The sequence below is a fragment of the Pseudomonas multiresinivorans genome, assembly GCF_012971725.1.
GTDB lineage: Bacteria > Pseudomonadota > Gammaproteobacteria > Pseudomonadales > Pseudomonadaceae > Pseudomonas > Pseudomonas multiresinivorans.
The window spans coordinates 1,293,857-1,319,384 of sequence record NZ_CP048833.1 but is presented as its reverse complement, the minus strand read 5'-3'; the positions used below and the strand labels follow the sequence as shown (position 1 = coordinate 1,319,384).

Here is a 25,528-nt window from a genome sequence, read left to right as displayed (position 1 = left end):
CTATGCTCCCGTGGCCAGGGCGGCACACCAGGCTTCGCCCCGTGTTCCGTGCGGGTCGAAGCGCAGCATGCGTCCGCCCGCATGCGGATCAATGGTAATGTCCATGTCGGCCTTTGGCAAAATGCCTTTGCCACGCTCCGCCCACTCGATCAGGCACAAAGCGTCGCCCTCGAAGTAGTCGCGGATGCCGAGGAACTCCAGTTCCTCCGGATCGGCGAGGCGGTAGAGGTCGAAGTGGAAAGCGCGCAGATCGCCGATTTCGTAGGGTTCGACCAGGGTAAAGGTCGGACTTTTTACCGATCCGCCATGGCCCAATCCCCGCAGAATGCCGCGCGACAGCGTGGTCTTGCCTGCCCCCAGGTCGCCGTGCAGGTAGATGACCCCGTGCCCACCGGTCGCTTCGGCAATCCGCCGACCAAGGTCGACCATGGCCTCTTCGCCGTCGGCGAACAGATTCAGTTCAGGCATGGGCACAACTCCTCGAGCAACTGACGAACGGCAGGAATCAGATCGGCGGCAGCCAGGCCGCGACCTTGCGCGCCGAGCGACTCGCCGGCGCGCGCGTGCAGCCAGACCGCCAGGCAAGCGGCATCGAATGCAGGCAGCCCCTGCGCCAGCAGCCCACCGAGGATGCCGGAAAGCACGTCACCCAGCCCGGCACCCGCCATGGCTGGATGACCGTGATCGCACAGCGCGAGCCGGCCATCCGGGGACGCGATCAGGCTGCCGACACCCTTGAGCACGACCACAGCCTGATAGCGCTGCGCCAGTGCAAGAGCAGCCCTGGGGCGGTCAGCCTGAACCTCCGCGGTGGAGATACCCAGCAGGCGCGCCGCTTCGGCGGGATGGGGAGTGATCACCCAGTCGCCGGACGGGCGAGCCACCCGTCCTTCGGCCAAGAGGTTGAGCGCATCGGCGTCCCACACCTGTCGGCGCTCCAGGCTCGCTGCGGCGCTGACCAGTAAGCGCCCCCAGGCATCACGGCCGACACCGGGGCCGATCACCAGCACATCGGCGCGCTCGGCGAGGCGCAGCAACTCTGCGGAAGACGAGACGCCGCGCGCCATCAGTTCGGGGCGACGAGCCAGCGCAGCGGGCACGTGAGCCACGCGGGTCGCCAGGGAAACCAGCCCGGCGCCACAGCGCAGCGCACTCTCTGCTGCCAGCAGCACGGCGCCGCCCATGCCGGTATCGCCGCCAACCACCAGCACATGGCCGAACAGGCCTTTGTGCGCGGCCTTCGGGCGCGTGGCGAGAAGAGACAGGGAAGCCGGAGCGAGCCGGCGCGCCAGGCTACTTTCGGGAAGCAGCGCAGGATCGGCATCGAGCCCGTCGAAAACCAGTTCGCCGCACTGGTCGGGCCCCTGGGCGGTGAACAGGCCGAGCTTGAGGCCAATGAATGTCACGGTCAGGTCGGCGTCTACCGCACAGCCCAACACTTGCCCGGTATCCGTGCTGAGGCCGGAAGGGATGTCCACGGCCAGGACCGGCAGGCTGCTGGCGTTGATCGCCGCGATGGCCGAGGCATAAGGTTCGCGCACCTCGCCGCCAAGGCCGGTACCCAGCAACGCATCCACCAGCACGCCACGCAACTCGGCGCGGTCGCTCCAGGCTTCGATATCCACGCCGACCGCGCGCGCCTCGCCATGGGCCGAGGCGGCATCGCCAGAGAGACGGGAGGCATCTCCCACCGCCAGCACGCGCACGCGCCAACCGGCGCGCAGGGCCAGGGCTGCGATCAGGTAGCCGTCGCCAGCGTTGTTTCCGTGGCCGGCCAGCACGGTGATCTCGCCGGCATCCGGCCATTGGCGGCGCAGCGCGCGCCAGGCAGCGTGGGCGGCGCGGCGCATCAGCTCGAAGCCGGGCGTGCCGGCGGCGATCAGGCGCGCGTCGAGGTCGCGCACCTGCTGGGCGCTGTAGAGATTCAGGGGCAGATCGTCGTGGGCAGTCATCGCTGTTCCGGGCGGCAGAATGTGTCGCCTTGGCGTACGGACGGGCCGACGCCGGCAAGGTCTGGCAGAATTATACGCACCCGGACTTCGGTTTCCCGCCTTCCATGCACGATTCAACGCTCGATTACGCCGACCTCGCCCGCTCCATCAAGGATTGGGGGCGCGAACTCGGCTTCCAGCAGGTCGGCATCAGCGGGCTGGACCTGGAGGTCCACGGTGAACACCTGCAGCGCTGGCTGGAAGCGGGCTATCACGGCGAGATGGACTACATGGGCGCCCACGGCAGCAAGCGCTGGCGGCCGGACGAACTGGTGCCCGGCACACTGCGGGTGGTTTCGCTACGCATGGACTATCTGCCCGGCGACACCCGTATGGCGCAGGTGCTGGCCGATCCGGAGAAGGCCTATGTCTCGCGCTACGCCCTGGGCCGCGACTACCACAAGCTGATCCGCAAGCGCCTGCAGCAACTGGCCGAGCGCATCCAGCAACAGGTCGGGCCGTTCGGCTTCCGCGCCTTCGTCGACAGCGCGCCGGTGCTGGAGAAGGCCATCGCCGAGCAATCCGGGCTGGGCTGGATCGGCAAGAACACCCTGGTGCTCAACCGCAAGGCCGGCAGCTACTTTTTCCTCGGCGAGCTGTTCACCGACCTGCCGCTGCCGGTGGACGAGCCGCACGGCACGGAGCACTGCGGGCGCTGCACGGCCTGCATGGACATCTGCCCCACCGCAGCCTTCGTCGCGCCCTATGTACTGGATGCGCGGCGCTGCATCTCCTACCTGACCATCGAGCTGAAAGGCCCGATTCCCGTGGACCTGCGCCCGCTCATCGGCAACCGCGTGTTCGGCTGCGACGACTGCCAGATGGTCTGTCCGTGGAACCGCTTCGCCCGCGCCACCGACCAGGGCGACTTCCAGCCGCGCCACAGCCTGGACAACGCCGCGCTGGCGGAGCTGTTCCTGTGGACGGAGGAAGAATTTCTCAGCCGTACCGAGGGCTCGCCGCTTAGGCGCGCCGGTTACGAACGCTGGCTGCGCAACCTGGCCGTGGGCCTGGGCAACGCGCCATCGACCATCCCGGTGATCGAGGCGCTGCGCGCGCGGAGGGAGTTCCCGTCGGAACTGGTGCGCGAGCATGTGGAGTGGGCGCTGGGCCGGCACGGCGCCTGAAGCTTTCCTGTAGGAGCGAGGGGGACGCCTAGCTCTTGCTCGCGAACACCTTTTGTCGCGGGGCTGGGTTCGCGAGCAAGCTCGCTCCTACAAAGAGCCAGCGGCTCAGACTTTGATGAAGTGCTCGCGGTAGTAGCGCAGCTCGGCGATCGACTCGCGGATGTCGTCCAGGGCCAGGTGGGTGTTGCCCTTCTTGAAGCCGTCGCGCACCGACGGGGCCCAGCGCGCGGCCAGTTCCTTGAGGGTGGAGACGTCCAGGTTGCGGTAGTGGAAGTAGCCTTCCAGCTTCGGCATGTGGCGGTAGAGGAAGCGGCGATCCTGGCAGATGCTGTTGCCGCAGATCGGCGAGCTGCGCTTGGGCACCCACTTTTCCAGGAAGGCGATGGTCATCGCCTCGGCTTCGGCCGCCGAGATGGTGCTTTCACGCACGCGCTGGGTCAGGCCGGACTGACCGTGCTGGCGGGTGTTCCACTCGTCCATGCCGGCGAGCAGCTCTTCGCTCTGGTGCACGGCGACCACCGGGCCTTCCTCGAGGATGTTCAGGTCGCTGTCGGTGACGATGGTCGCCATCTCGATGATGACGTCCTTGTCCGGGTCCAGCCCGGTCATTTCCAGGTCGATCCAGATCAGGTTCTGCGGGTTCTGCATGATGGGGCTCCTCAGCTCAGCCCTCTAGTTTAGCGGGAAGCGGGCCTGCGCATGCTAAACTGCGGCGCGATTTTCCCTGTGGATACCCTATGGCCAAGCGTCATCTCACCCGCCGGCAGAGCTGGCGGATCGAAAAAGTCCAGGAAGAACGCGCTTCGCGCGCGGCGAAGCGCGAGTCGCGTGCCCTGGAAGAACTGGAAGGCGGCGACCTCGGCCCGGAGCAGACCGGCCAGGTGATTGCCCACTTCGGGGTGCAGGTGGAAGTCGAGGCCCAGGACGGCGACGCCGCCGGCCAGGTATTCCGCTGCCACCTGCGCGCCAACCTGCCCCCGCTGGTGACCGGCGACCAGGTGGTCTGGCGTCCCGGCAACCAGGGAATCGGGGTGATCGTCGCGCAATTGCCGCGAACGTCCGAGCTGCGCCGCCCCGACATGCGCGGCGTGCTGAAGCCGGTGGCGGCCAACGTCGACCGCATCGTGATCGTCTTCGCGCCACGCCCGGAACCCCACGCCAACCTGATCGACCGCTACCTGGTGGCCGCCGAGCACGCCGGCATCAAGCCGCTGCTGCTGCTGAACAAGGCCGACCTGATCGACGACGAGAACGCCCCCTTCCTCGATTCGCTGCTGGGCACCTACCGCGAACTGGGCTACCCGCTGCTGGAAGTCTCGGCCGCCAACGGCCTGGCACTGGACGCCCTGCGCGCGGCGCTGAACGAGCATGTCAGCGTGTTCGTCGGCCAGTCGGGCGTGGGCAAGTCGTCGCTGGTCAACGCGCTGCTGCCCGGCGTCGACACTCGCGTCGGCGATCTCTCGGAAGTCACCGGCAAGGGCACCCACACCACCACCACCGCGCGGCTGTTCCACTTCCCCGCCGGCGGTGACCTGATCGACTCTCCCGGCATCCGCGAATTCGGCCTGGGCCATGTCAGCCGTGACGATGTCGAAGCCGGCTTCATCGAGTTCCACGACCTGCTTGGCCATTGCCGCTTCCGTGACTGCAAGCACGACCGTGAGCCGGGCTGCGCGCTGCTCAAGGCGCTGGAAGACGGGCGTATTTCGCCGCAACGGATGGCCAGCTACCGGCACATCCTCGCGAGCCTGCCGGAAGACGAATATTGATTGGCGGATAACGCCTCAAGCGTTATCCGCCGCACCGATGTTGCACGAGCCAGTAGGAGCGAGCTTGCTCGCGAACAGCTTCCGCAGCGGCGTTGGTTCGCGAGCAAGCTCGCTCCTACAAGAACCCTGTACGCACGGAGCAATGAAAAAGGCCAGCTGATCCGCTGGCCTTTTTCGTTTCTCACTGCTGCTTGTTCAGCTCATCGAGCTTCAGCGTGCCGCCGTCGTCGAACAGATTGAGCTTCTGCTTGAGCTGGTCCGGTGGTACAGGGTCGCCCTGCCCGCTCGCTGGTGTGGCCGGGGCGCCATTGGGCACTGCCGGTGTGGCGGCACCGGGGGCAGCCGGGGCTGCGCCATCGGCAGGCTTGTCGCTGCCGCCGTCCTGCCCCTCGATGGCGCGCTGGGCCTTCTTGGTCAGGACGATGATGTCGATGCGACGGTTCACCGGGTTGAGCGGCTGGTCGCGGTCGAACAGTGCAGAAGACGCGTAACCGACCACGCGGGCGATCTGGTCTTCCGGGTAGCCACCGGCCTCCAGCGCGCGGCGCGCTGCGTTGGCGCGGTTGGCCGAGAGCTCCCAGTTGCCGAAGTCGCCATTGCCGGCGTAGGGCTTGGCGTCGGTGTGGCCGCTGATGCTGATCTTGTTCGGCACCTGCTTGATGGTCTCGGCCAGCGCCAGCAGGATGTCCTCGAAGTACGGCTGCAAACGCGCACTGCCCAGGTCGAACATCGGCCGGTTGTCCGAATCGACGATCTGGATGCGCAGGCCGTCCTGGGTGATCTCGAAGAGAATCTGGTCCTTGAAGCGCTTCAGGGTCGGATTCTCGTCGACCTTGTTCTGCAGTTCCTGCAGCAGCAACTCCAGGCGCTCCTTCTCGACCTTCTCGGCGACATCCTCGGCCTGCTGCTCGTTGATCTTGGCGTTCTCGTCCGGGTTGATGCGCGTCTCGTCGGCGTCCGGCTGGGCCTGGATCTGCGGGTTCAGCGTCTTGTCCGGCGCCGGCGTCGGCGTGCCGCCCAGGTCGATGACGTAGGGGCTGGCGCTCTCGGTGAAGCCGATGGGGTCCTGGAAGTAGCCGGAGATGGCCTTCTTCTGCTCCGGCGTGGCCGAAGACAGCAGCCAGAGCACGAGGAAGAACGCCATCATGGCGGTGGCGAAGTCGGCGAAGGCAATCTTCCAGCCACCGCCATGGTGGCCGGCGGCATAGCGCTTGACGCGTTTGACGATGATCGGCTGATTGTTATCCATGCGTCAGGCGACCCATCAGCGACCGCGAACGGCCTGCTCCAGCTCGCTGAAGCTCGGACGGTGCGCCGGCAGCAGCACCTTGCGGCCGAACTCCACGGCCAGCGACGGCGGCATGCCGGAGGCCGATGCCACCAGGCAAGCCTTGATCGACTCGTACAGGTTCAACTCTTCCTTGGCGTCGTGTTCCAGGGCGTTGGCCAGCGGGCCGACGAAACCGTAGGCGGCGAGAATACCGAGGAAGGTACCCACCAGCGCCGCGGCGACGTGGTGGCCGATTTCGGCCTGGCTGCCCTGGCCGAGCAGGGCCATGGTGATCACGATCCCCAGCACCGCGGCGACGATACCGAAGCCCGGCAGGGCGTCGGCGACGCGGGTCACTGCATGGGCGGGGTGCTCGAGGTCTTCCTTGAGGCTGCCCAGTTCCATGTCGAACAGGCCTTCCAGCTCGTGGGGCGCCATGTTGCCCGAGGACATGATGCGCAGGTAATCGCAGACGTACGCGGTCATGCGTTCGTCCTTGAGCACCGCCGGGTACTTGCTGAAGATCGGGCTGGCGGCCGGGTCCTCGACGTCGGCTTCGATGGCCATCATGCCTTCGCGGCGGCTCTTGTTGAGCACCTCGTAGAGCATGCCCAGTACCTCCAGGTAGAAGGTATGGGTGAAGCGGTTGCCGAACATCTTCGGCGCCTTCTTCAGCACGGTCATGAAGGTGCTGCCAGGGTTGGCCTGGAGGAAGGCGCCCAGCGCGGCGCCACCGATGATCAGCACCTCGAACGGCTGGATGATGGCCGCGATCTTGCCGCCGGAGAGCATGTAGCCGCCGAGCACGCTACCCAGAATGACGATGATGCCGATGATTTTTGCCATGGGGACCGGACTGAAACTGTGAACAGAAAGGAGGCATGATTCCCGCCTCCCTGTTGTTATCGGAGATTTCGGGCAAGACTATAGGCCGAAAACACTAAAAACCAGTTCGGCGCCTCACGCATGTCAAAGCAAATGCTTCATCCAGAGCGTCTCAAGGCCTGGCTAACCCAGCTGGAAGATCTGCCTTTGCCCGTTCCGCTGGAACAGCGCGATGACATTCGCCGGGCGCTGAACGACAGCCGCCGCTCGATCCGCGATATCGCCGAACTGCTGCAGGACGCGCCGACCCTGGCCTTTGCCATCCTGCGCGAAGCCAACCGCGCGCAGAGCGCCCGGGACAATCCGGCGGAAAGCCTGGAGGTTGCCCTCAATCGCCTGGGCCTGTCTCGCGTCACCCAATTGCTCGACAGCCTGCCCGCGATGCCCGAGGCGCAGATGCCGCGCGCCCTGAGCCAATTGCTGCTGATCAGCCGCCATGCCATGCAGCAGGCCAGCGGCCTGTTCGCCAACCGCCTGGCGCGGCTCTGGCAGGAAATCCACTGGGGCAGCCTGTTCACCCTCGCGCCGCTGTGGGCACTGGCCACCGCGAAGCCGGAGCTGATGGAGAACTGGCAGCGCCAGGTCTACGGCCTGGGCCGCTGCAGCAGCGAAGTCGAAGAGGAGCTGCTCGGCACTCCCCTGTTGCCCTTGTGTCGCGCACTGGCCGACAACTGGCGGCTGCCGGACTGGGTCGGCCAGGGCTACGCCCTGCTCAGCGACGACAAGCGCCTGCTGGTGCGCGCCCTGCACGTCGCCCACACCGAACACGAGCCGCTGGGCCAGCAGCAGCGCCTGGACGCCGATCCGGAACTGCAACGCTGGCTGACCCGCCCGGCCAACACCATCCTCCTGGCCAACAGCATCGCCATGGCCGCGCACCAGTCCTGGGGCGGCGTGCACATGCTGCGCTGGCAGCGCCTGACCAGCCTCTATCTGCAGATGCCGCTGGAAGAATTGCAGCAGACCGTCCACGGCCTTGCCGCGCAGAGCGCCCGCCGCCACGCCCGCCCGCTGCTCTGGCACCCGGCGCAGGCGTTGCTCTGGCCCTGGGATGCGCGCCGCTGGCTCAACGGGCCGAAGGCCGAGGAGCCGGCCAAGGCGCCGGATACCCTCGCCGAATGGCGCCAGCACTGCACCCGCCTGATGCAGACGCCCAGCCCGTTCGGCAACGCCGTACAACTGCTCGACTGCGCCACGGCTGCCTTGCAGGCCTGCGGGCTGCAACGCGGAATGATCCTGCTGGCCGACAAGGGCGGCAGTTGGCTGCAGGCGCGCCGGCACTTCGGCCTGGACGGCGAGATCGGCGACTTCAAGCTGGAAGTCGCCGCCAGCCCGGTGCTGCGCAAACTCCTGCAACAACCCGGACAACTGCGCCTGAGCCCGACCAACATGGCCGAGTTCTCGGCGCTGATTCCCGGCTCGCTGAAGGCGCTGCTCCCCAGCGAGCATCTGCTGCTGCGCTCGCTGGGCAACGGCGTGCGGGTGGTCATGCTGGTGGTCTGCGACCGCCTCGGGCAACCGCTCGCGGACCTTCACGCCCAGGCCTTCGGCCGCACCGTGCAGTGCATCGAGCACGCGGTGAAGCAGATGGCGCGGGGCTCGTGATCCGGGAAAGGTTTGCTCCCCGCCTTCTGCCCTTTAAACTAACCGCCCTCACGGGGTAGCCCAGGGCACGCGCTCACGTTGCCTCCCCCACCTTTTCCGCCGGGAGTCTCCGCCATGTCCGCCTTCTCCGCCCTGCCCCTGGTGATCGAACCGGCTGACCTCGCCAGCCGCCTCGATGCTCCGGAACTGATCCTGGTCGACCTGACCAGCGCCGCGCGCTACGCCCAGGGCCACATCCCCGGCGCCCGCTTCGTCGCCCCTGCGCGCACCCAGCTGGGCGGCCCGGCACCGGGCCTGCTGCCGGCCAAGGCCGACCTGGAGGCGCTGTTCGGCGAACTGGGCCACAACCCCGATGCCATCTATGTGGTCTATGACGACGAAGGGGGCGGCTGGGCCGGTCGCTTCATCTGGCTGCTGGATGTGATCGGCCACGGCAACTACCACTACGTCGACGGCGGCCTGCACGCCTGGCTCGCCGACGACCTGCCGCTGAGCCAGGACGTCCCCGCGCCTGCTGGCGGCCCGCTGCCGCTGACCCTGCACGACGAACCCACCGCCACCCGCGAGTACCTGCAGAGCCGTCTGGGCGCCGCCGACCTGGCCGTCTGGGACGCCCGCAACCCCAGCGAGTACAGCGGCCAGAAGGTCCTCGCCGCCAAGGCCGGTCACGTGCCCGGCGCCGTCAATTTCGAATGGACCGCCGGCATGGACCCGGCCCGCGCCCTGCGCATCCGTACCGATATGCCGCAGATCCTCGAGGACCTGGGCATCACCAAGGACAAGGAAGTGATCACCCACTGCCAGACTCACCACCGCTCCGGCTTCACCTACCTGGTGGCCAAGGCCCTCGGCTATCCGCGGGTCAAGGGCTATGCCGGTTCCTGGTCGGAATGGGGCAACCATCCCGACACCCCCGTAGAGGTTTAAGGAATGTCGTTCAAAGATCGTCTGTTCATCCTCAGCCAGTACCTCCTGCCGCATCACCTGCTGTCGCGCCTGATCGGCTGCGCCGCCGAATGCCGCGCGCCCTGGTTCAAGGACCGCCTGATTCCCTGGTTCGCCCGTCGCTACCAGGTGGACATGCGCGAAGCCCAGGTCGAGGACCTGCGCGCCTACGAGCACTTCAACGCCTTCTTCACCCGCGCCCTGAAAGACGGCGCGCGGCCGCTGGATGAAACCGACGGCGCGGTGCTCTGCCCCGCCGACGGCGCCATCAGCCAGCTCGGCCCGATCGAGCACGGCCGTGTGTTCCAGGCCAAGGGCCACAGCTACAGCCTGATGGAACTGCTGGGCGGCGACGCCGAGCGCGCCGCGCCCTTCATGGGCGGCGAGTTCGCCACCGTCTACCTGTCGCCCAAGGACTACCACCGCGTGCACATGCCGCTGGCCGGCACCCTGCGCGAGATGGTCTACGTGCCGGGCCGGCTGTTCTCGGTGAACCAGCTGACTGCCGAGCAGGTGCCGGAGCTGTTCGCCCGCAACGAGCGCGTGGTGTGCATCTTCGACACCGAGCGCGGGCCGATGGCCGTGGTTCTGGTCGGGGCGATGATCGTCGCCTCCATCGAGACCGTCTGGGCCGGCCTGGTCACGCCGCCGAAGCGCGAGCTGAAATCGTTCTCCTACGACGAAGCTTCCCGTGCGCCGATCCACCTGGAGAAAGGCGCCGAACTGGGCCGCTTCAAGCTGGGTTCGACCGCCATCGTGCTGTTCGGGCCCGAGCAGGTCAGTTGGGCGGAAAACCTCGCCGCCACCAGCGCCGTGCGCATGGGCGAGCGCCTGGGTGGCGCCCGCCAGGGCTAAGGCCCGCTGTCCATAAGGCGGGCGGCCAACGAGCCGTCCGCCACTGCTTTTCGCCTCATCGTGCCAGTTCCCTGCCATGAAACGCTTTCTGCACCTGATGGGTTGGCGTGCCAACGCCACCAGCCATCTTGAAAAGTGGCTCTCCGCAATCGGAGCGCTGTGCGGCATCGCCGCCATCTACGCCGTCACCCACTGGGTCCTGCCCAGCGAAGCGGCCATCTGGGTCGTCGCCTCCATGGGCGCCAGTGCCGTGCTGCTGTTCGCCGTGCCCCATGGCGTGCTGTCGCAGCCCTGGGCAGTTCTCGGCGGCCAGGTCCTCTCGGCCTGCGTTGGGGTGATCTGCCAGAAACTCTTCCCCGGCCAGGCCTTCACCCCTGCGCTCGCAGTGGGCGCGGCGATCCTGGTCATGCACTACGCCCGCTGCATCCATCCTCCAGGCGGCGCTACGGCGCTGGCGGCGGTATCCGGCGGCCCGGCCATCACGGCCCTGGGCTTCCACTACGTGCTCAGCCCGGTGCTGCTCAACGTAGTGCTGATCCTGGCCGTCGCGGTGGCCTTCAACGGCCTGTTCGCCTGGCGCCGCTATCCCGCACCGCTGGCACGCCTGCCGGCCACGCCGAAGCTGCCTGCAGGCCCGGCGCCCGAGGACCTCTACCACGCGCTGCGCAAGATGGATTCGTACATCGACGTACAGTTCGACGACCTGCTGAAGATCCTCCAACTGGCCCAGGAACACGCCCACGCGCAGCGCCTGACGCCCGACGATATCCTGCTGGGGGCCAGCTACAGCAATGCCCTGATCGGCGACGCCTGGGCCGTGCGCCAGGTGATCGACGACCATCCGGACAAGCGCGGCCGCCAGGAGCAGTTGGTCTACAAGGTGGTCGCCGGCGCCGGCAAGGGCAATACCGGCGTCTGCCGCCGCCAGGACCTGCTCGACTGGGCCGCCCACCCGGTGACGGCCCAGGGCGACGGCTGGGTGCGCAGCACCGCGCAGGACTCGGCGAAGGACGCCCTGCAACGTCAGATCAAGGGGAAAAGCCCTCGGCCGTGACCTGTCCGCGCACCATCCGGGCGATGGGCTGCGGCGGGCGACGGATGCTGCTAGAGTTCGGAAAAAGCCGACAGTTATGAACAACTGGTTCGTACAACGAGCCGGATTGTGGAGAATCGACTCTCACCATGGACAACAGTCCCCAGCAGTTTCTACGTGTCCCCACACCAACGCACGAGAGCCTGAGCTTCTGCAACGCCAACGCGCGCGAGCTGAAAAACTGGCTGGATCACCTGCCCAAGGCGAACCTCGGGGAGACGGCTCGTCAGCTCTACCAGGGGCTGATCGAACTCAATCAGCTCAAGCTGCCGGTCGAGACGCGCCTGCAATTGCTGGAACTGTTCCGCCCGGAAGTCCACTTCGTCTGCCATAACCTGGAGCGGCACTTCCTCAACCAATCCATCGTCCTGGACGAGCGCCCGCGCAAGGTCGCCAACCTCTGCCAGGCGCTGCAGAACCACCTGGCCATCGGCTACAAGCTGATCGTCGTGCGCGAAGCCTCGCGCTTCACCCGCGAGCGCGCCCAGGTGATGACTGCCGCCACCCAGCGCGCCATCCGCAGCCTCTGTGGCCCGCTGGTACGCGCCTCCCAGCTGTATTGCCCGGTGCCGGAAAACCTCTGGCTGGAACTCCACCAGCTCTACCAGCTCGCTCGCCAGCACGGCCTGCAGCACACTCCCGTGCGCGATGCGCTGGCCCGCCAGTCCCAGGGGCTGTCCATCGAGCACGCCTACGTGACGGCGCTGATGCTCGGCTCCGCGCGTTGCAACCAGATGCGCCAGAACAATATCGCCCGTGTCGCCGAGGCCCTCGAGGGCTGGGCCGCGCAGGTAAAAGTGCAGGCCGCCGATGCGCCCTCCACCCTGTTCGTGGTGGTGCCGCAGGTGGATGGTCCGCCGCGCTACCGCACCCTGTTCAAGGAGAACGACCTCGCCGGCTCCCTCGGCATCGACCCGCAGCCGCTGGTGGACCTGATCCGCGAATACCTGCTGCTGCCGCCGGAGAACCGCGCCCAGGCACGTCTGAAGGTCCCCGAAGGGGTCAGCGTCGACCTGCTGCAGCACCTCGCCGCGGCCTGGGGCGACATCGCCGAACGCACCTTCCACCGCACCCCTGGCCAGGGGCAGCTGACCCTGTGCATCGGCATGAGCGCCCTGCACTACTTCCTTGCCGGCCGCAGAAGCTTCAACGACGTTCTGAAGATCCAGGTGCAGGAGCAGGTACCGACCTTCAAGGCCGAGCTGAAGGACGCCTGGTCCGGCGCCTTCGATGCGCAGAAGGTCAACGACTGGCAACCCGGCATGGCCCTGGAGGAAATCGAATACAGCGCGCCGCGCGCCGCGGACGACACCACCCCGGGGGCGGCGGGGGACATCCCGCGCGACGACTACCCGATCTTCACCCTGAACATCGTCAACCACAGCCCCGGCGGCTACTGCCTGACCTGGCCGAAGGAAATCCCCAGCCAGTTGCAGGCCGGCGAGTTGCTCGGCATCCAGGACACTCCGGAACACAGCTGGAGCGTCGCCGTGGTGCGCTGGATCCGCCAGGTCCGCGGCGGCGGCACGCAGATGGGCATCGAGCTGATCGCCCCACTCGCCCAGCCCTGCGGCCTGCAACTGCTGCGCAAGACCGAGCAGGGCAGCCAGTACCTGCGGGCGCTGCTGCTGCCGGAAATCGCCGCCATCTCCCGCCCGGCCACCGTTATCACCCCGCGTCTACCGTTCCAGGAAGGCAATCGCGTGCAGCTCAACCTGCAGGGCGACGAGCGCCGCGCCACGCTGACCCGCAAGGTCACCGCCACCGCCAGCTTCACCCAGTTCGAATACCAGGCCCAGGATGCGGCCGGCACGCCGAGCGATAAACCCATCACAGCGCCGAATGCTCGTGGTGCTGGCGGGGAGGAAGACTTTGACTCACTATGGAAGTCTCTGTAGATTCCGGAGAATTCCCATTCGTCGCCAATTTGCTGCCGTCCAGCGCGGTATAAGCAGCCTTCCTCATGGCCAATGAAAAGAAAACCATCCGCCTGCTGATCCTGGAAGACTCGCAGAACGAAGCCGAGCGCCTGGTCAGCCTGTTCCGCAACGCCGGTCGTGCGACCCGCGTCCACCGCATCACCTCCAGCGAAGATCTGACGGACATCCTGCCCCAGGGCTGGGACCTGCTGATCGCCGCCCCCGAAGCCGAGGCACTGGACCCGAGCGAAGCGCTGGGCGCCATCCGTCGCCAGGCCAAGGACATTCCCTTCATCCAACTGGTCAGCGGCAACGACTCCGACGCCGTCACCGAGGCCCTGGCCCTCGGCGCGCAGGACGCCCTGCCGCAAGGCGAGGACGAGCGGCTGATCCTGGTGGCCAACCGCGAGCTGGCCAACCTCGAGGAACGTCGTGCCCGCCGCGCCGCCGAAGTCGCGCTGCGTGAAGCGGAGAAGCGTTGCCAACTGCTGCTGGACAGCTCGGTGGACGCCATCACCTACGTCCACGACGGCATGCACATCTACGCCAACCGGGCCTACGTCGGCCTGTTCGGCTACGAGGATGCCGAAGAGCTGGAAGGCATGCCGATGATCGACCTGATCGCCGGTTGCGACCAGGCCAACTTCAAGGACTTCCTCAAGGGTTATCAGACCACCGAGGACAACGTCGACCTCGCCTGCAGCGGCATCCGCAGCGATGGCCAGGCCTTCGCCGCGCGCATGACCTTCTCGCCGGCCACCTATGACGGCGAACCGTGCATCCAGGTGGTGATCCGCGCCGAGTCGGACAACGCCCAACTCGAGGAAAAACTGCGCGAAGTCAGCAGCCAGGACCTGGTCACCGGCCTGTTCAACCGCGCGCACTTCCTCGACCTGATGGACAGCGCCGTGGAACGCGCGGTGACCGCCGGCCAGCCGGCGACCTTCGCCTACATGCTGCTCGATCGCGCCCAGGCCCTGCAGCTCGACCTCGGCGTCGCCAGCATCGACCTGCTGCTGGCGGACCTGGGCAACCTGCTGCGTGGCCAGTTCCCGGAACAGGCACAACTGGCCCGCCTGGGCGACGACGTGTTCGCCGTGCTGCTGCAGGGCGAAACCCCGGAGCAATCGGCGCCGCGCTTCAACGCGCTGCTGAAGAAGGTCGAAGGCCACCTGTTCGACATCCATGGCCGCACTGCACAGGTCACCCTGTCCATCGGCACCGCCGGGCTGGACGAGAAGACCACCCGCGCCCAGGAAGTCATCGAGCGCGCCCACCGCGGCGCCGACGACGTCGCACAGAAGGACGGCAACGGCCTGAAGATCTACAACCCGGCCGATGAACTCGCCGCTGCCGCCTACCGTGGCGACATCGTCGCGATCATCCGCCAGGCGCTGGAGCAGAACAGCTTCCGCCTGCTGTTCCAGCCGATCATCAGCCTGCGTGGCGACACCCACGAGCACTACGAAGTACTGCTGCGCCTGCTCAACCCGCAGGGCGAGGAAGTACCGCCGGCAGATTTCCTCAACGCCGCCAAGGCCAGCGGCCTGGCCGAGAAGATCGACCGCTGGGTGCTGCTCAACTCCATCAAGCTGCTTTCCGAGCACCGCGCCAAGGGTCACGAGACCAAGCTCTTCGTGCACCTCTCCGGCCCCAGCCTGCAGGACCCGGAACTGCTGCCGTGGCTGAGCGTGGCGCTGAAGGCCTCGCGCCTGCCGGCCGATGCGCTGATCGTTCAGATCAACGAGCCGGACGCCATCGCCTATCTGCGCCAGGCCAAGATGCTCAGCCAGGGACTGGCGGAACTGCATTGCCAGATCGCCCTGTGCCAGTTCGGTTGCGCGCTCAACCCGTTCAACACGCTCAAGCACATGAACGTCGACTTCGTGAAGGTCGACGGCTCCTACGTGCAGGACCTGAACACGGCGGAGAACCAGGAAAACCTCAAGACCCTGATGGCCAGCCTGCACGCCCAGGCCAAACTGACCATCGTGCCCATGGTGGAAAGCGCCACCGCGCTGGCCACCCTGTGGCAGGCCGGCGCCAACTACATCCAGGGCCGCTACCTGCAGGGCCCGAGCCAGGCGATGGACTACGACTTCGCCTCGGACGAGTAGGCGGAAGTCACGGCGGTTCTCCGGCATCAGGGGTAATCCATCGCGGACAGAGTCCGCTCCTACCCCCGGCTTGGGCGTAGGAGCGGACTCTGTCCGCGATCGGATTAGCTTTACGCAAATCAATCCAGAACATGCGAAAACAAAAAAGCCGCCCTTCGGGGCGGCTTTTTCATTCTGCTGCGGATCAGAGACCGTCCACACCCTCGCGGTCGCGGAAGCCGAGCAGGTAGAGGATGCCATCCAGCCCCAGGGTGGAGATCGCCTGCTTGGCTGACTGCTTGACCAGCGGCTTGGCGCGGAAGGCCACGCCCAGGCCGGCCAGGCCGAGCATCGGCAGGTCGTTGGCGCCGTCGCCCACGGCAATCGTCTGCTCCAGCTGCAGACCTTCCTTCGCCGCCAGCTCGCGCAGCAGGTCGGCCTTGCGCTGGGCATCGACGATGGGCTCGATGGCCACGCCGGTCAGCTTGCCGTCGACGATCTGCAGTTCGTTGGCGAACACATAGTCGATGCCAAGCTTGGCCTGCAGCTGCTTGGCAAAATAGCTGAAGCCGCCGGAGAGGATCGCCGTCTTGTAGCCCAGGCGCTTGAGCTCGGCGAACAGGGTTTCGGCACCTTCGGTCAGGCGCAGCGAAGCGCCGATCTCTTCCAGCACGTCTTCGGACAGCCCCTGCAGCAGCGCCAGGCGCTCCTTGAAGCTGGCGCGGAAATCCAGCTCGCCGCGCATGGCGCGCTCGGTGATCTCGGAAACCTGCTCGCCCACGCCGGCTGCCTTGGCCAGCTCGTCGATGACTTCGGCCTCGATCAGCGTCGAGTCCATGTCGAACACCGCCAGGCGACGGTTGCGGCGGAACACCGAGTCCTGCTGGAAGGCGATGTCGACGTTCAGCTCCTGGGCCACGCTGAGGAACTCGGCACGCAGGGCCGCCGGGTCGGCGGGCTCGCCGCGCACGGAGAACTCGATGCAGCCCTTGCCCTGGTCGGCCGGCATGTCCAGCGGCATACGCCCGGACAGGCGATCGATCTGGTCGATGTTCAGGCCGTACTTGGCGGTGATCGAGCTGACCCGCTGCAGCTGCTCGGCGGTCACCCGGCGAGTCAGCAGGGTGACGATGTGGCGCGGCTTGCCCTGGCCACCGACCCACTGCCGGTAATCGTCTTCGGAGACCGGTGTGAAGCGAACCTGCTGGTCCAGTTCGTAGGCCGTGAACAGCACGTCCTTGAGCACCGACGAAGCGCGCTCGTTGTCCGGGATTTCCACGAGGATGCCGAAGGACAGCGTGTCGTGGATCACCGCCTGGCCGATATCGAGGATGTTCACGCCACCCTGCGCCAGGACGCCGGTGATGGCTGCGGTGAGGCCGGGGCGGTCTTCCCCGGTGATGTTGATCAGGACGATCTCGCGCAAGGCGCTGTCTCCGCCATGGAAAAAAGGCAGACATTCTACCTGCTTTCACTGCCTGCGGATGCTCCGCTCGCCCGTTCGGGGCCAGCGCCGTCGATCGGATTAACGGCCAGTTCCCCGGACCATTACGGCCTGGGTCGACTTGACAGACCCCGTGGCGCTTTGCCCCCCGGTAGGGCCTCGTTATACTGCCCCGCATCTGCCCTAGAGAAGACCGAGCCCGCTGTGACCCGGCCCACCTCCGTCAAGCCCGACAATTTCTTCCTGCTGCTCTTCCACGCCCTGCGCCAGCGCCGCGTGCCGATCGCCTTGCGCATCGCCATCCACAGCCTGTTGCTGGTGGCCGCTGCCCTGGTGATCTACGCCTGGGTGATGGGCATGCAGTTCAAGCAGGCCATGCAGCAGCAGGCCGATGCCCTCGGCCAGAGCCTGACCACGCAGACCGCGCAGTCGGCCACCGAGTTGCTGGTGTCCAACGACATCCTCAGCCTCAATGTGCTGCTCAACAACCTGACCAAGAACCCGCTGGTGGCCCACGCCGCCATCTACAGCGTGGACAACCGCATCCTCGCCGAGTCCGGCACGCGGCCCAAGCAGGGCCTGCTGGGCGATGCCGAGGGCCTGTACTCCACGCCGATCACCTTCCAGGAAGTGATCGCCGGCCACCTGCGCATCAGTCTCGACATGCACCAGTTCGAGCAGCCGATGACCGTCAGCCTGCAGAGCATGGGGCTGATCAGCCTGATCCTGCTGCTGCTCACCCTGACCTTCGGTTTGCGCCTGGGGCGGCAGATTTCCACACCGCTGTTACAGCTTCGTGTCTGGCTGCGCGACCCGGACGACCCCGCGCCAGGCGCCGGCCTGCAGAACGAGATCGGTGACCTTGCCCGCCAGCTGCAAGCGCGCCTGGTGCCCGAGAAGCCGCCAGCTCCCGAACCGGTTGCCAGCGCTCCCGCGCCGCGCCCGAAAGCGCCCGCCAAGGCCGGCAAGCCCGCCGCCAGAGAGCCGTCGCTGGAAGCAGCGGGCACCGCTGACGAACACGAGTTCGACGAGAACATTTTCTCCGACGACGAGCTGCTCGCCCCCGCCGCGCGCCGCAAGGCCGATGCTGACGATGACTTCCCCGAGGAAGAGTTCGAGGCCGTGGCGGAAGAGGAAGCCGAGGACGAAATCGGCGTCGAGGAAGAAGAGCCTGAAGCCGAGCCGGAGCCGATCTCCGCCGGCACCAGCGCTGTACTGGCCGTGCAACTGGGTGCCCAGGAACAGCTGCGCCGCCTGCCGCGCGCGCGCCTTGTCGACCTGCTGGAACGCTACCGCGACTGCCTGGAGCAGGCCGCGCGCCTGTACAAGGGCACGCTCTACACCCTCAGCGACGGCGGCAGCCTGATCCTTTTCCACAGCCGCGACCAGGACGAGGAGTTCCTCACCAACGCACTGTGCTGCGGCGAGCTGATGCGCGCCCTGGGCCATGCCCTGCAGATCGAGGTGGCCGACAGCGGCATTACCCTGCAGCTGCAACTGGGCCTGGTGCTGGGCGAAGATGTCGCCGATCTGGAGCAGGCCGACCTGCTGCAGGACTCCTCCGCCCAGGACGCCCTGGCCCTCAGCCAGCACAGCCGCAACCTGCTGCTGGTGGAGAAATCCATCGGCGACGACGAGAAGGTCCGCGAGCGGGCACGCATCCGCCCCATCGCCAGCCCGGAAAACGCCTGCTGCGTGGAATGGCTGAAAGAGCCCTACCCGTCCATGCTGGAGCGCCAGCTTTCGCGCATGCGCGCGCTGCGCACCACCTGAGGGGGGCCACCCGGCCCCACGTGGAAAGGATTCCATGACCACCCTGATCACCCATCCCCTGCCCGTGCTGGCCGTGGGCCTCGCCCTTGGCTCGCGCGTCATCGGGCCGCGCCTGCTGCTGGCCGGCATGATCGCCGCGTGCCTGCCCGACCTCGACGTGGTGGCCTTCAAGCTGGGCATTGCCTACCACGATGCCTTCGGCCATCGAGGCTTCAGCCACTCACTGCTGTTCGCCGCATGCCTCGGAGTGCTGGGTGCGCTTTGCGGTCGGCTGCTGGGAAGCGGCCCGCTGAAAGCCGGCCTGTGGATCGGCCTGGCGACCGCGACCCATAGCGTGCTGGATGCGATGACCGACGGCGGCCTGGGCGTCGCCTGGCTTTGGCCGTGGAGCGAGCAGCGGTACTTCCTGCCACTGCACCCGATCGAGGTCTCGCCCATCGGCCTGTCGCGCTTCCTCAGCCCGCGCGGCCTGGAAGTGCTGCTCTCCGAGGCGCGCTGGGTCTGGCTGCCTTGCCTGGGCGTGGCGCTGGCCGGCATCGGAATGCGCCGCCTGCTGCGCCGGGACGCCTGACTCAGCGCTTGCCGAGCTGCGCCTGGAGCTGCTCCAGCAGCGAGGCCTGCTCACCCTGTAGCGGCAACTGCGCACTGTAGCCCTGGAAACTGCTGAACCGCGCCTGGTAATCGAGCTCCACCTGGAAGCGGTTGTCCCAGCCGGGCGAATCCTCCGGCATCAACTGGTCGCAATCGTGCAGCGCCTGCAACGACTCGCAGGGCTTGTAGGCCTGCGGATAGACCTGGCGCTTCCACAGCACCCACGGTGACAGCGACAGCGCGGCAAGATGGTTGCGCCGCAGGTCCAGTTCCAGCAGCTGCATCAGGCCGTTTCCGCCCAGGTATTGGTGCTGGTAGTCGACCATCACCATATCGACGCTGTGCCCCAGGTCGTTGAGCATCCGCGTGTGCACGGCGCCGTCGGCGTGGGCGTTCAGGGTGAGGAACACCTGGTCGTTGCGACGAATCAGCCGATCCCAGAGCAGCACGCCACTGGCATTGTCCTCGCGGGACAGCTCCGCCACGCCCTTGTCGCTGCGCCGCAGGATGCTGTGGGACGCAAGAATCACCGGCACATGGGGATGCTCGTCGATGACGCTCTGCGCCCACACCAGGGTGGCCTCGGAAGGGCTCCAGTCCAGCGCCAGCAGCAGGAACGACTGACCGTAGCGCTGGAACAGATGCACCTGGCTCAGCCCCCTGGGATCGCTGCCGACGTAGGTGCTCTGCCAGGCCGCGCGCTCGGGGCCGAAGTGATCCTTGAAGCGATCCAGGAAGGAGCGGCGGTCATCCGTGCTGGCCTCCTCGTGTACGTCGCGCTCGCCCGTGGCAATGCTGTAGGGCACGCCGCGCTCCTCCAGCGTGCGCATGGCACCGCTGGCGGTCTGCCACTGGGTGGCGACCCCGGCGTTCTCCACCACGTCCCCCAGGTGCACCACCAGCGGCACCTGGAGAACTTCGGCGTTCCTGGCCAGCCAGAACGTCTGCGCGAAGAACGCCAGCGCCGGCTGGTACGGCAGGTCGGGAAAGCGCTGCTCGCTGCGGAACAGGTGGCGCTTGCGGTGGTTGTTCTCAGCGTAGAACTGGGTGTCGGGCAGCAGCGGCAGTACGAAGCTGCCACCGCCGGAGACGATTTCCAGGGGCGGTAGCGGATGCTGGCGGAAGAACGCCTGGTCCCGCTCGACCACATCCTGGGTATCGGAATCGCCGCAGCCGCCGAGCAGCAGGCAGCAGGCAAGAAGGGATGTCAGTGCTTTCATCACGGATTGGAGCCCACTCCGGGGAGGCGCAGCAGGCGATAGGTGTCATTGTCGAAACGGCCCTCGAACAACTGCTGCGGGGCCGCGGGCAGGGAGGCGGCGATACGCTCGGCATCGCGCGCCTGGATCATCAGGTACAGCGGGCCGCGCTGGGCAGCCACCTGCTCCGGACGGTCGAGGAACAGCGGCTGAAGGTCACGGTCGAGATTGACCATCAGCTTGATCGCCCGCGCGTCTGGAGCCATGCCATAGAGCGCCAGGGGCGCAGGCTGCGCATCGAGTTTCAGGGCCAGCTCGCGGGAGAACGCCTGGCTGTCGTACAGGCGATGCTCCACCGGCTCGAAGACCAGGATGTAGCTTGCCCACAGCGCCAGCGCCGCCCCCAGGGCCAGTACCGCCGGCCGCCGCCAGCGCAATGCGCCCAGCACCAGCAGCGCGGCGAGCACCACGATGCAGGCCGGCAGGCGCCAGCCCAGTGCGGCAAGCTCCTGCGGGTAGCGCTTCCAGGCCAGCCACAATCCGGCCAGCAGCATGGCCGGCAAGGCGAGCCACAGCACGCGCAGCACACCACGCAGCATCTGCGCCAGACGGCTGCCGGCGACCATGAAGGGATACCCGGCGACAATGGCCGCCAGCGGCGCCATGGCAACGATGTAGCGGGCCTTCTTGGCCTGCGGTACCGACAGGCCGACCATGACCACCAGCGCCGCCAGGGCACAACCCGCCACCAGGCGGAACGCCGGCTCGCGGCGCCGCTGCCAGAGCAACGCCAGCGCCGGCAGCGCCAGCGGGAAGGCCAGGGCGTAGTTGCCCAGCGAACTGCGGAAGTAATACAGCGCATCGCTGGAGCCGGCGGAGCCGTCCAGACGACCGATCACCTGCATCCGCAGGACATCCTGGACAAATTCCTCTCCGCCCGCGGAGCGCGCCAGGGCAATCAGCGCGAATACGCAGAGAATCAGCAGCACCAGCGCGCCCGCCGAGAACGCAAACAGGGACTTCCAGCGCCGGTCCAGCAGCAACTGGCTGCACACCATGCCGGCCGGCACCACCAGACCCAGCGGGCCGCGCAGGGCGAAACCGATGAACAGCAGTGGCAGCAGCCGCAGCAGCAGGCCCGGCAGGCCGTGGCGTTCGGCGTGGAAGGCCAGGTAGAAGGCCAGCAGCCCTACGGCGGCGACCATCAGGTCGAGGGAAACGGCCCGGGTCTCGCTGACGAAGGTGGCCGTCAGCAGCAGCATCGCCAGGCTGACCAGCGCCCAGGAGCGCGAGAACGGAGCCACCAGGCGATACACCACGCCGGCGCAGATGGCCGCCGCCACCGCGGTGGGCAGCCAGGCGGTGAGCTCGGTGACCCGCCCCAGCGGCAGGGAGAGCAGGTAGGTCAGGAAGGTGGAGGTAGCCGGATAGTCCGGATAGGGCGCGCCGTAGGTAGTCGGGAACCAACTCGGCCCGTGGCGCAGCATTTCGCGGGCGAACAGTACGAAGCGCGAGTCGAAGCCAACGAAGGCGTCACCGTGCACACCGAGCAGGAACAGCACCAGAGCCGCCAGCATGACGCAAAGCGTCTGACGACTCAGGGCGGAATCTGCCTGAATACCGGAGGTAGGAGGGAATGACGACACGCTTGAGTCTCTCGCAGGCTCCGCGCGGAAACGTCCGGGCGCCAATAGCCTGCACAAGCGCCCGTAGATACCACAGGGGCCGTCAAGAAGATGTCAAAACCGGCCACGGCAGAAGCAAAACGGCCCGCAAAGACAGACTTTGCGGGCCGCGGGATTCCGCGCCGAGACGTGCCGGCTTAGAAGCGGTAGACCTCGACATCGGTGCGGATCGGCACCACCAGCGGGATCTTCGGCCCCTCTTCCTTGGGCTTGGCCGCCTGCTCGGTGTTGGCCACCTGAGGCTTGCGCGGCGGCGCGGCCTGCTGCTCGGCGACTGCCGCGGCAACCGGGCGCACGTCGCGGGCCAGTTGTGCGGACAGCTTGCGCAGCAGGTCACCCTGGGCACGGACCTGGTCCTGCACGCTGCCCGAGTGCGCCTCTTCCTCGCGGAAGACGCGGCTGTCGCGCAGCTCACCCTTCTGGTCGAGCAGGCGCCAGCGCGCCTCCAGCACCGCCGGCTCCTTCGGGCCGGAATCCAGACGGCTGATGGTCAGCATGACCTGCACCTGCGGAGTGAAGCCGGGCTTCTCCGGGAACAGTGCCAGGCGGGTGCTGTCCAGCTCGCCCGACAGCAGGCGCATCAGCTGCTGGCTGACGTTGGTTTCCAGGCTGCCAGCCCAGCGGGCTTCGGTCGACAGGTTGAGGATACCGTCGGCCTGGCGCTGGACCATGGTCTCGCGCTTCAGGTAATCGGCCAGGGACACCGGGCCGAGCAGAACAGCGACGCCGTTGTCACGGGTCGGGACAGGAACCGCGCCCGCGTCCAGTTGGTACAACTGGGTCGGTCGGTTCACTGTACAGCCCGTCAACCCAAGGAGGCTGACGAGGGAAAATAAGGCCAAGACGCGCCAAGCGCTCATCTGGTTCACCGTCATTCGCCGAAAATCGGCGCTACTTCCAACAAATTTCACTACAGCGTCAGGCAACGCGCTGAGGCGCCAGTAGCCAAAGGGACGTATCATCCCTCAACCGGCGCCTCAGCTCCAGAGGCAGAATGTATCGAACCGCGTTTCAATCCTGAGACAGCGATTCTACCAGCAAGGCATCCACTCGCTGGAAACCGCGCGGCAGTTTGTTGCCGCGACGGCCCCTTTCGCCCTTGTAGTGCTCCAGGTCATCCCCCTTGAGCGAGAGCGTGCGCTTGCCCGCCTGCAGAACCAGGGTCGCGCCCGCCGGAAGAACGGCGAGGTCGGTGAGATACTCCTCGCGGCTCGCCACGCGGTCACCCGGCACGCTGATGATCTTGTTGCCCTTGCCCTTGGCCAGCTGCGGCAGGTCGGAAACCTTGAACAGCAGCAGACGACCTTCGGTGGTGACAGCGGCGATCCAGTCCTGCTCCAGGTCGTTGACCGGCCGCGGCGCCATGACCTGCGCGCCATTGGGCAGGCTGAGCAGCGCCTTGCCGGCCTTGTTCTTGGCCTGCATGTCCTCGCCTTTGGCGACGAAGCCGTAGCCGGCGTCGGAGGCCAGCACGTACAGGGCATTATCCTCCGGCAGCAGCACGCGCTCGAAGGACGCGCCCGGCGGCGGCGTCAGACGGCCGGTCAGCGGTTCGCCCTGGCCACGGGCCGATGGCAGGCTATGGGAGGCCAGCGAATAGCTGCGCCCGGTGGAGTCGATGAACACCGCATACTGGTTCGAACGGCCCGGCGCAGCAGCCTTGAAGCCGTCGCCGGCCTTGTAGGACAGGCCGGTAGCGTCGATATCGTGGCCCTTGGCGCAACGCACCCAGCCCTTCTCGGACAGCACCACGGTGACCGGCTCGGTCGGCATCAGCTCGGTTTCCGACAGGGCACGGGCTTCGGCACGGGCAACGATCGGCGAGCGACGGTTGTCACCGTAAGTCTCGGCGTCGGCGATCAGCTCGTCGCGCACCAGTTTGCGCAGCTTGGCGTTGGAGCCGAGGATGGCCAGCAGCTTGGCGCGCTCCTTGGCCAGTTCCTCCTGCTCGCCGCGAATCTTCATCTCTTCCAGACGCGCCAACTGGCGCAGACGGGTGTCGAGGATGTAGTCGGCCTGCAGTTCGGACAGTTCGAAGCGCTGCATCAGCACCGATCTGGGCTGATCTTCGGTGCGGATGATGTGGATGACTTCATCGAGGTTGAGGAAGGCGACCAGCAAGCCTTCCAACAGATGCAGGCGTTTCTCCACCTTGTCCAGGCGGAACTGCAGGCGGCGGCGCACGGTGTCGGTGCGGTAGGTCAGCCATTCGCTGAGCACCTGGCGCAGGTCCTTGACCTGGGGTTTGCCGTCCAGGCCGATGACGTTCATGTTCACCCGGTACGAGCTTTCCAGGTCGGTGGTGGCGAACAGGTGGGTCATCAGCTCTTCGGCATCCACGCGGTTGGACCGCGGAATGATGACGATGCGGCAAGGGTTCTCATGGTCCGACTCGTCGCGCAGGTCGGCCACCATCGGCAGCTTCTTGGCCTGCATCTGGCCGGCAATCTGCTCCAGCACCTTGGCCCCGGAGACCTGGTGCGGCAGAGCGGTGACCACGATGTCGCCGTCCTCGACGCGATACACGGCGCGCATGCGCACCGAGCCACGGCCGGTTTCGTAGATTTTCAGCAGGTCGGCGCGCGGGGTGATGATTTCCGCCTCGGTGGGGAAATCCGGACCGGGCACGTGCTCGATCAGGTCATCGACGGTAGCGCTCGGCTCATCCAGCAGACGAATACAGGCGGCAGCCACTTCGCGCAGGTTGTGCGGCGGAATGTCGGTGGCCATGCCCACGGCGATGCCGGTGGTGCCGTTGAGCAGCAGGTTGGGCAGCCGCGCTGGCAACACTGCCGGTTCGTCGAGGGTGCCGTCGAAGTTCGGCACCCAGTCCGCAGTGCCCTGGCCAAGCTCGGAAAGCAGGGTCTCGGCGTAGCGCGACAGGCGAGCCTCGGTGTAGCGCATTGCAGCGAAGGACTTGGGATCGTCCGGCGCACCCCAGTTGCCCTGGCCATCCACCAGCGGATAGCGGTAAGAGAACGGTTGCGCCATCAGCACCATGGCTTCGTAGCAGGCCGAGTCGCCGTGCGGATGGTACTTGCCGAGCACGTCACCGACGGTACGCGCCGACTTCTTGTGCTTGGAGTCCGCATCCAGGCCCAGTTCGCTCATGGCATAGACGATACGCCGCTGCACGGGCTTGAGACCGTCACCGATATGCGGCAGGGCGCGGTCCATGATCACGTACATGGAATAGTTCAGGTAAGCCTGTTCGGTGAAGTCGGCCAGTGACCGGCGCTCCACGCCCTCCAGACTCAGATCGAGGGTTTCGCTCATGCGTG

Annotated in this window: 20 protein-coding genes; 10 read left to right on the top strand and 10 right to left on the bottom strand. The window is 66.8% G+C overall.

What is annotated here, in order from left to right; translation table 11 throughout:
- A complete protein-coding gene (tsaE, locus tag G4G71_RS05935; protein ID WP_169936093.1) occupies positions 1–468 on the bottom strand; it encodes a tRNA (adenosine(37)-N6)-threonylcarbamoyltransferase complex ATPase subunit type 1 TsaE in 468 nt (155 codons plus the stop codon).
- Positions 456–1,952, bottom strand: a complete 1,497-nt coding sequence (locus tag G4G71_RS05930; RefSeq protein ID WP_169936091.1) for an NAD(P)H-hydrate dehydratase — start codon at positions 1,950–1,952, stop codon at positions 456–458. The genes tsaE and G4G71_RS05930 overlap by 13 nt, the downstream gene beginning before the upstream one ends.
- A 104-nt stretch (positions 1,953–2,056) precedes the next feature.
- Here G4G71_RS05930 and queG point away from each other — a divergent pair, with 104 nt between their 5' ends.
- Positions 2,057–3,118, top strand: a complete 1,062-nt coding sequence (queG, locus tag G4G71_RS05925) for a tRNA epoxyqueuosine(34) reductase QueG (protein ID WP_169936089.1) — start codon at positions 2,057–2,059, stop codon at positions 3,116–3,118.
- Positions 3,119–3,223: 105 nt separating this feature from the next.
- On the opposite strand, the gene orn is transcribed toward queG, so the two are convergent.
- Positions 3,224–3,766, bottom strand: a complete 543-nt coding sequence (orn, locus tag G4G71_RS05920; RefSeq protein WP_169936087.1) for an oligoribonuclease — start codon at positions 3,764–3,766, stop codon at positions 3,224–3,226.
- Positions 3,767–3,855: 89 nt separating this feature from the next.
- On the opposite strand from orn, the gene rsgA reads away from it, so the two are divergent.
- Positions 3,856–4,887 carry a small ribosomal subunit biogenesis GTPase RsgA gene (gene rsgA, locus G4G71_RS05915; RefSeq protein WP_169936085.1) on the top strand — a complete coding sequence of 344 codons (1,032 nt, stop codon included), beginning with the start codon at positions 3,856–3,858 and terminating at the stop codon, positions 4,885–4,887.
- A 181-nt stretch (positions 4,888–5,068) separates the two neighbouring features.
- Here rsgA and motB read toward each other — a convergent pair whose 3' ends face one another.
- Positions 5,069–6,136 (bottom strand): flagellar motor protein MotB, encoded by a 1,068-nt coding sequence (motB, locus tag G4G71_RS05910; RefSeq protein ID WP_169936083.1) that lies wholly within the window; start codon positions 6,134–6,136, stop codon positions 5,069–5,071.
- Positions 6,137–6,151: 15 nt separating this feature from the next.
- Positions 6,152–7,003 carry a flagellar motor stator protein MotA gene (gene motA, locus G4G71_RS05905; RefSeq protein WP_088416173.1) on the bottom strand — a complete coding sequence of 284 codons (852 nt, stop codon included), beginning with the start codon at positions 7,001–7,003 and terminating at the stop codon, positions 6,152–6,154.
- Positions 7,004–7,135: 132 nt separating this feature from the next.
- Between motA and G4G71_RS05900 the strand changes: the two genes are divergently transcribed.
- The 6 genes from G4G71_RS05900 (at position 7,136) to G4G71_RS05875 (ending at position 15,576) form a co-directional block, all read left to right on the top strand.
- Positions 7,136–8,647 (top strand): HDOD domain-containing protein, encoded by a 1,512-nt coding sequence (locus G4G71_RS05900; RefSeq protein WP_169936081.1) that lies wholly within the window; start codon positions 7,136–7,138, stop codon positions 8,645–8,647.
- A gap of 114 nt (positions 8,648–8,761) precedes the next feature.
- Positions 8,762–9,574 carry a thiosulfate sulfurtransferase gene (rhdA, locus tag G4G71_RS05895; RefSeq protein ID WP_169936079.1) on the top strand — a complete coding sequence of 271 codons (813 nt, stop codon included), beginning with the start codon at positions 8,762–8,764 and terminating at the stop codon, positions 9,572–9,574.
- 3 nt (positions 9,575–9,577) lie between these two features.
- Entirely contained in the window at positions 9,578–10,447 is an 870-nt protein-coding gene (asd, locus tag G4G71_RS05890; protein WP_169936077.1) for an archaetidylserine decarboxylase, read from the top strand.
- A 76-nt stretch (positions 10,448–10,523) separates the two neighbouring features.
- Complete coding sequence (locus G4G71_RS05885) at positions 10,524–11,501, top strand: HPP family protein (protein WP_169936075.1); 978 nt, start codon at positions 10,524–10,526, stop codon at positions 11,499–11,501.
- A 128-nt stretch (positions 11,502–11,629) separates the two neighbouring features.
- Positions 11,630–13,438, top strand: a complete 1,809-nt coding sequence (locus tag G4G71_RS05880) for a molecular chaperone (RefSeq protein ID WP_169936073.1) — start codon at positions 11,630–11,632, stop codon at positions 13,436–13,438.
- A 65-nt stretch (positions 13,439–13,503) separates the two neighbouring features.
- On the top strand, positions 13,504–15,576 hold the full coding sequence (locus G4G71_RS05875) for an EAL domain-containing response regulator (RefSeq protein ID WP_169936071.1): 2,073 nt from the start codon (positions 13,504–13,506) through the stop codon (positions 15,574–15,576).
- A 184-nt stretch (positions 15,577–15,760) separates the two neighbouring features.
- Here the strand turns inward: G4G71_RS05875 and serB are convergent, their stop codons facing one another.
- Positions 15,761–16,981, bottom strand: coding sequence for a phosphoserine phosphatase SerB (serB, locus tag G4G71_RS05870; protein WP_024764311.1), 1,221 nt, complete (start codon positions 16,979–16,981; stop codon positions 15,761–15,763).
- A gap of 222 nt (positions 16,982–17,203) precedes the next feature.
- On the opposite strand from serB, the gene G4G71_RS05865 reads away from it, so the two are divergent.
- Both G4G71_RS05865 and G4G71_RS05860 read left to right on the top strand, forming a co-directional pair.
- A complete protein-coding gene (locus G4G71_RS05865; RefSeq protein WP_169936069.1) occupies positions 17,204–18,772 on the top strand; it encodes an AhpA/YtjB family protein in 1,569 nt (522 codons plus the stop codon).
- A gap of 34 nt (positions 18,773–18,806) precedes the next feature.
- Positions 18,807–19,343, top strand: a complete 537-nt coding sequence (locus G4G71_RS05860; protein ID WP_169936068.1) for a metal-dependent hydrolase — start codon at positions 18,807–18,809, stop codon at positions 19,341–19,343.
- A gap of 1 nt (position 19,344) precedes the next feature.
- Here the strand turns inward: G4G71_RS05860 and G4G71_RS05855 are convergent, their stop codons facing one another.
- The 4 genes from G4G71_RS05855 to parC all read right to left on the bottom strand — a co-directional run bounded on the left by G4G71_RS05855 (position 19,345) and on the right by parC (position 25,523).
- Entirely contained in the window at positions 19,345–20,583 is a 1,239-nt protein-coding gene (locus G4G71_RS05855) for a metallophosphoesterase family protein (protein WP_169936066.1), read from the bottom strand.
- Positions 20,583–22,139: an ArnT family glycosyltransferase gene (locus G4G71_RS05850; RefSeq protein WP_169936064.1), complete on the bottom strand. Its 1,557-nt coding sequence runs from the start codon at positions 22,137–22,139 to the stop codon at positions 20,583–20,585. Before G4G71_RS05850 ends, G4G71_RS05855 begins: the two co-directional genes overlap by 1 nt.
- A gap of 245 nt (positions 22,140–22,384) precedes the next feature.
- The gene (locus G4G71_RS05845) at positions 22,385–23,107 is read right to left on the bottom strand and encodes a PqiC family protein (RefSeq protein ID WP_169942531.1); all 723 of its coding nucleotides are present in this window, start codon (positions 23,105–23,107) and stop codon (positions 22,385–22,387) included.
- A 151-nt stretch (positions 23,108–23,258) separates the two neighbouring features.
- The gene (parC, locus tag G4G71_RS05840; protein WP_169936062.1) at positions 23,259–25,523 is read right to left on the bottom strand and encodes a DNA topoisomerase IV subunit A; all 2,265 of its coding nucleotides are present in this window, start codon (positions 25,521–25,523) and stop codon (positions 23,259–23,261) included.
- Positions 25,524–25,528 lie beyond the last annotated feature (5 nt).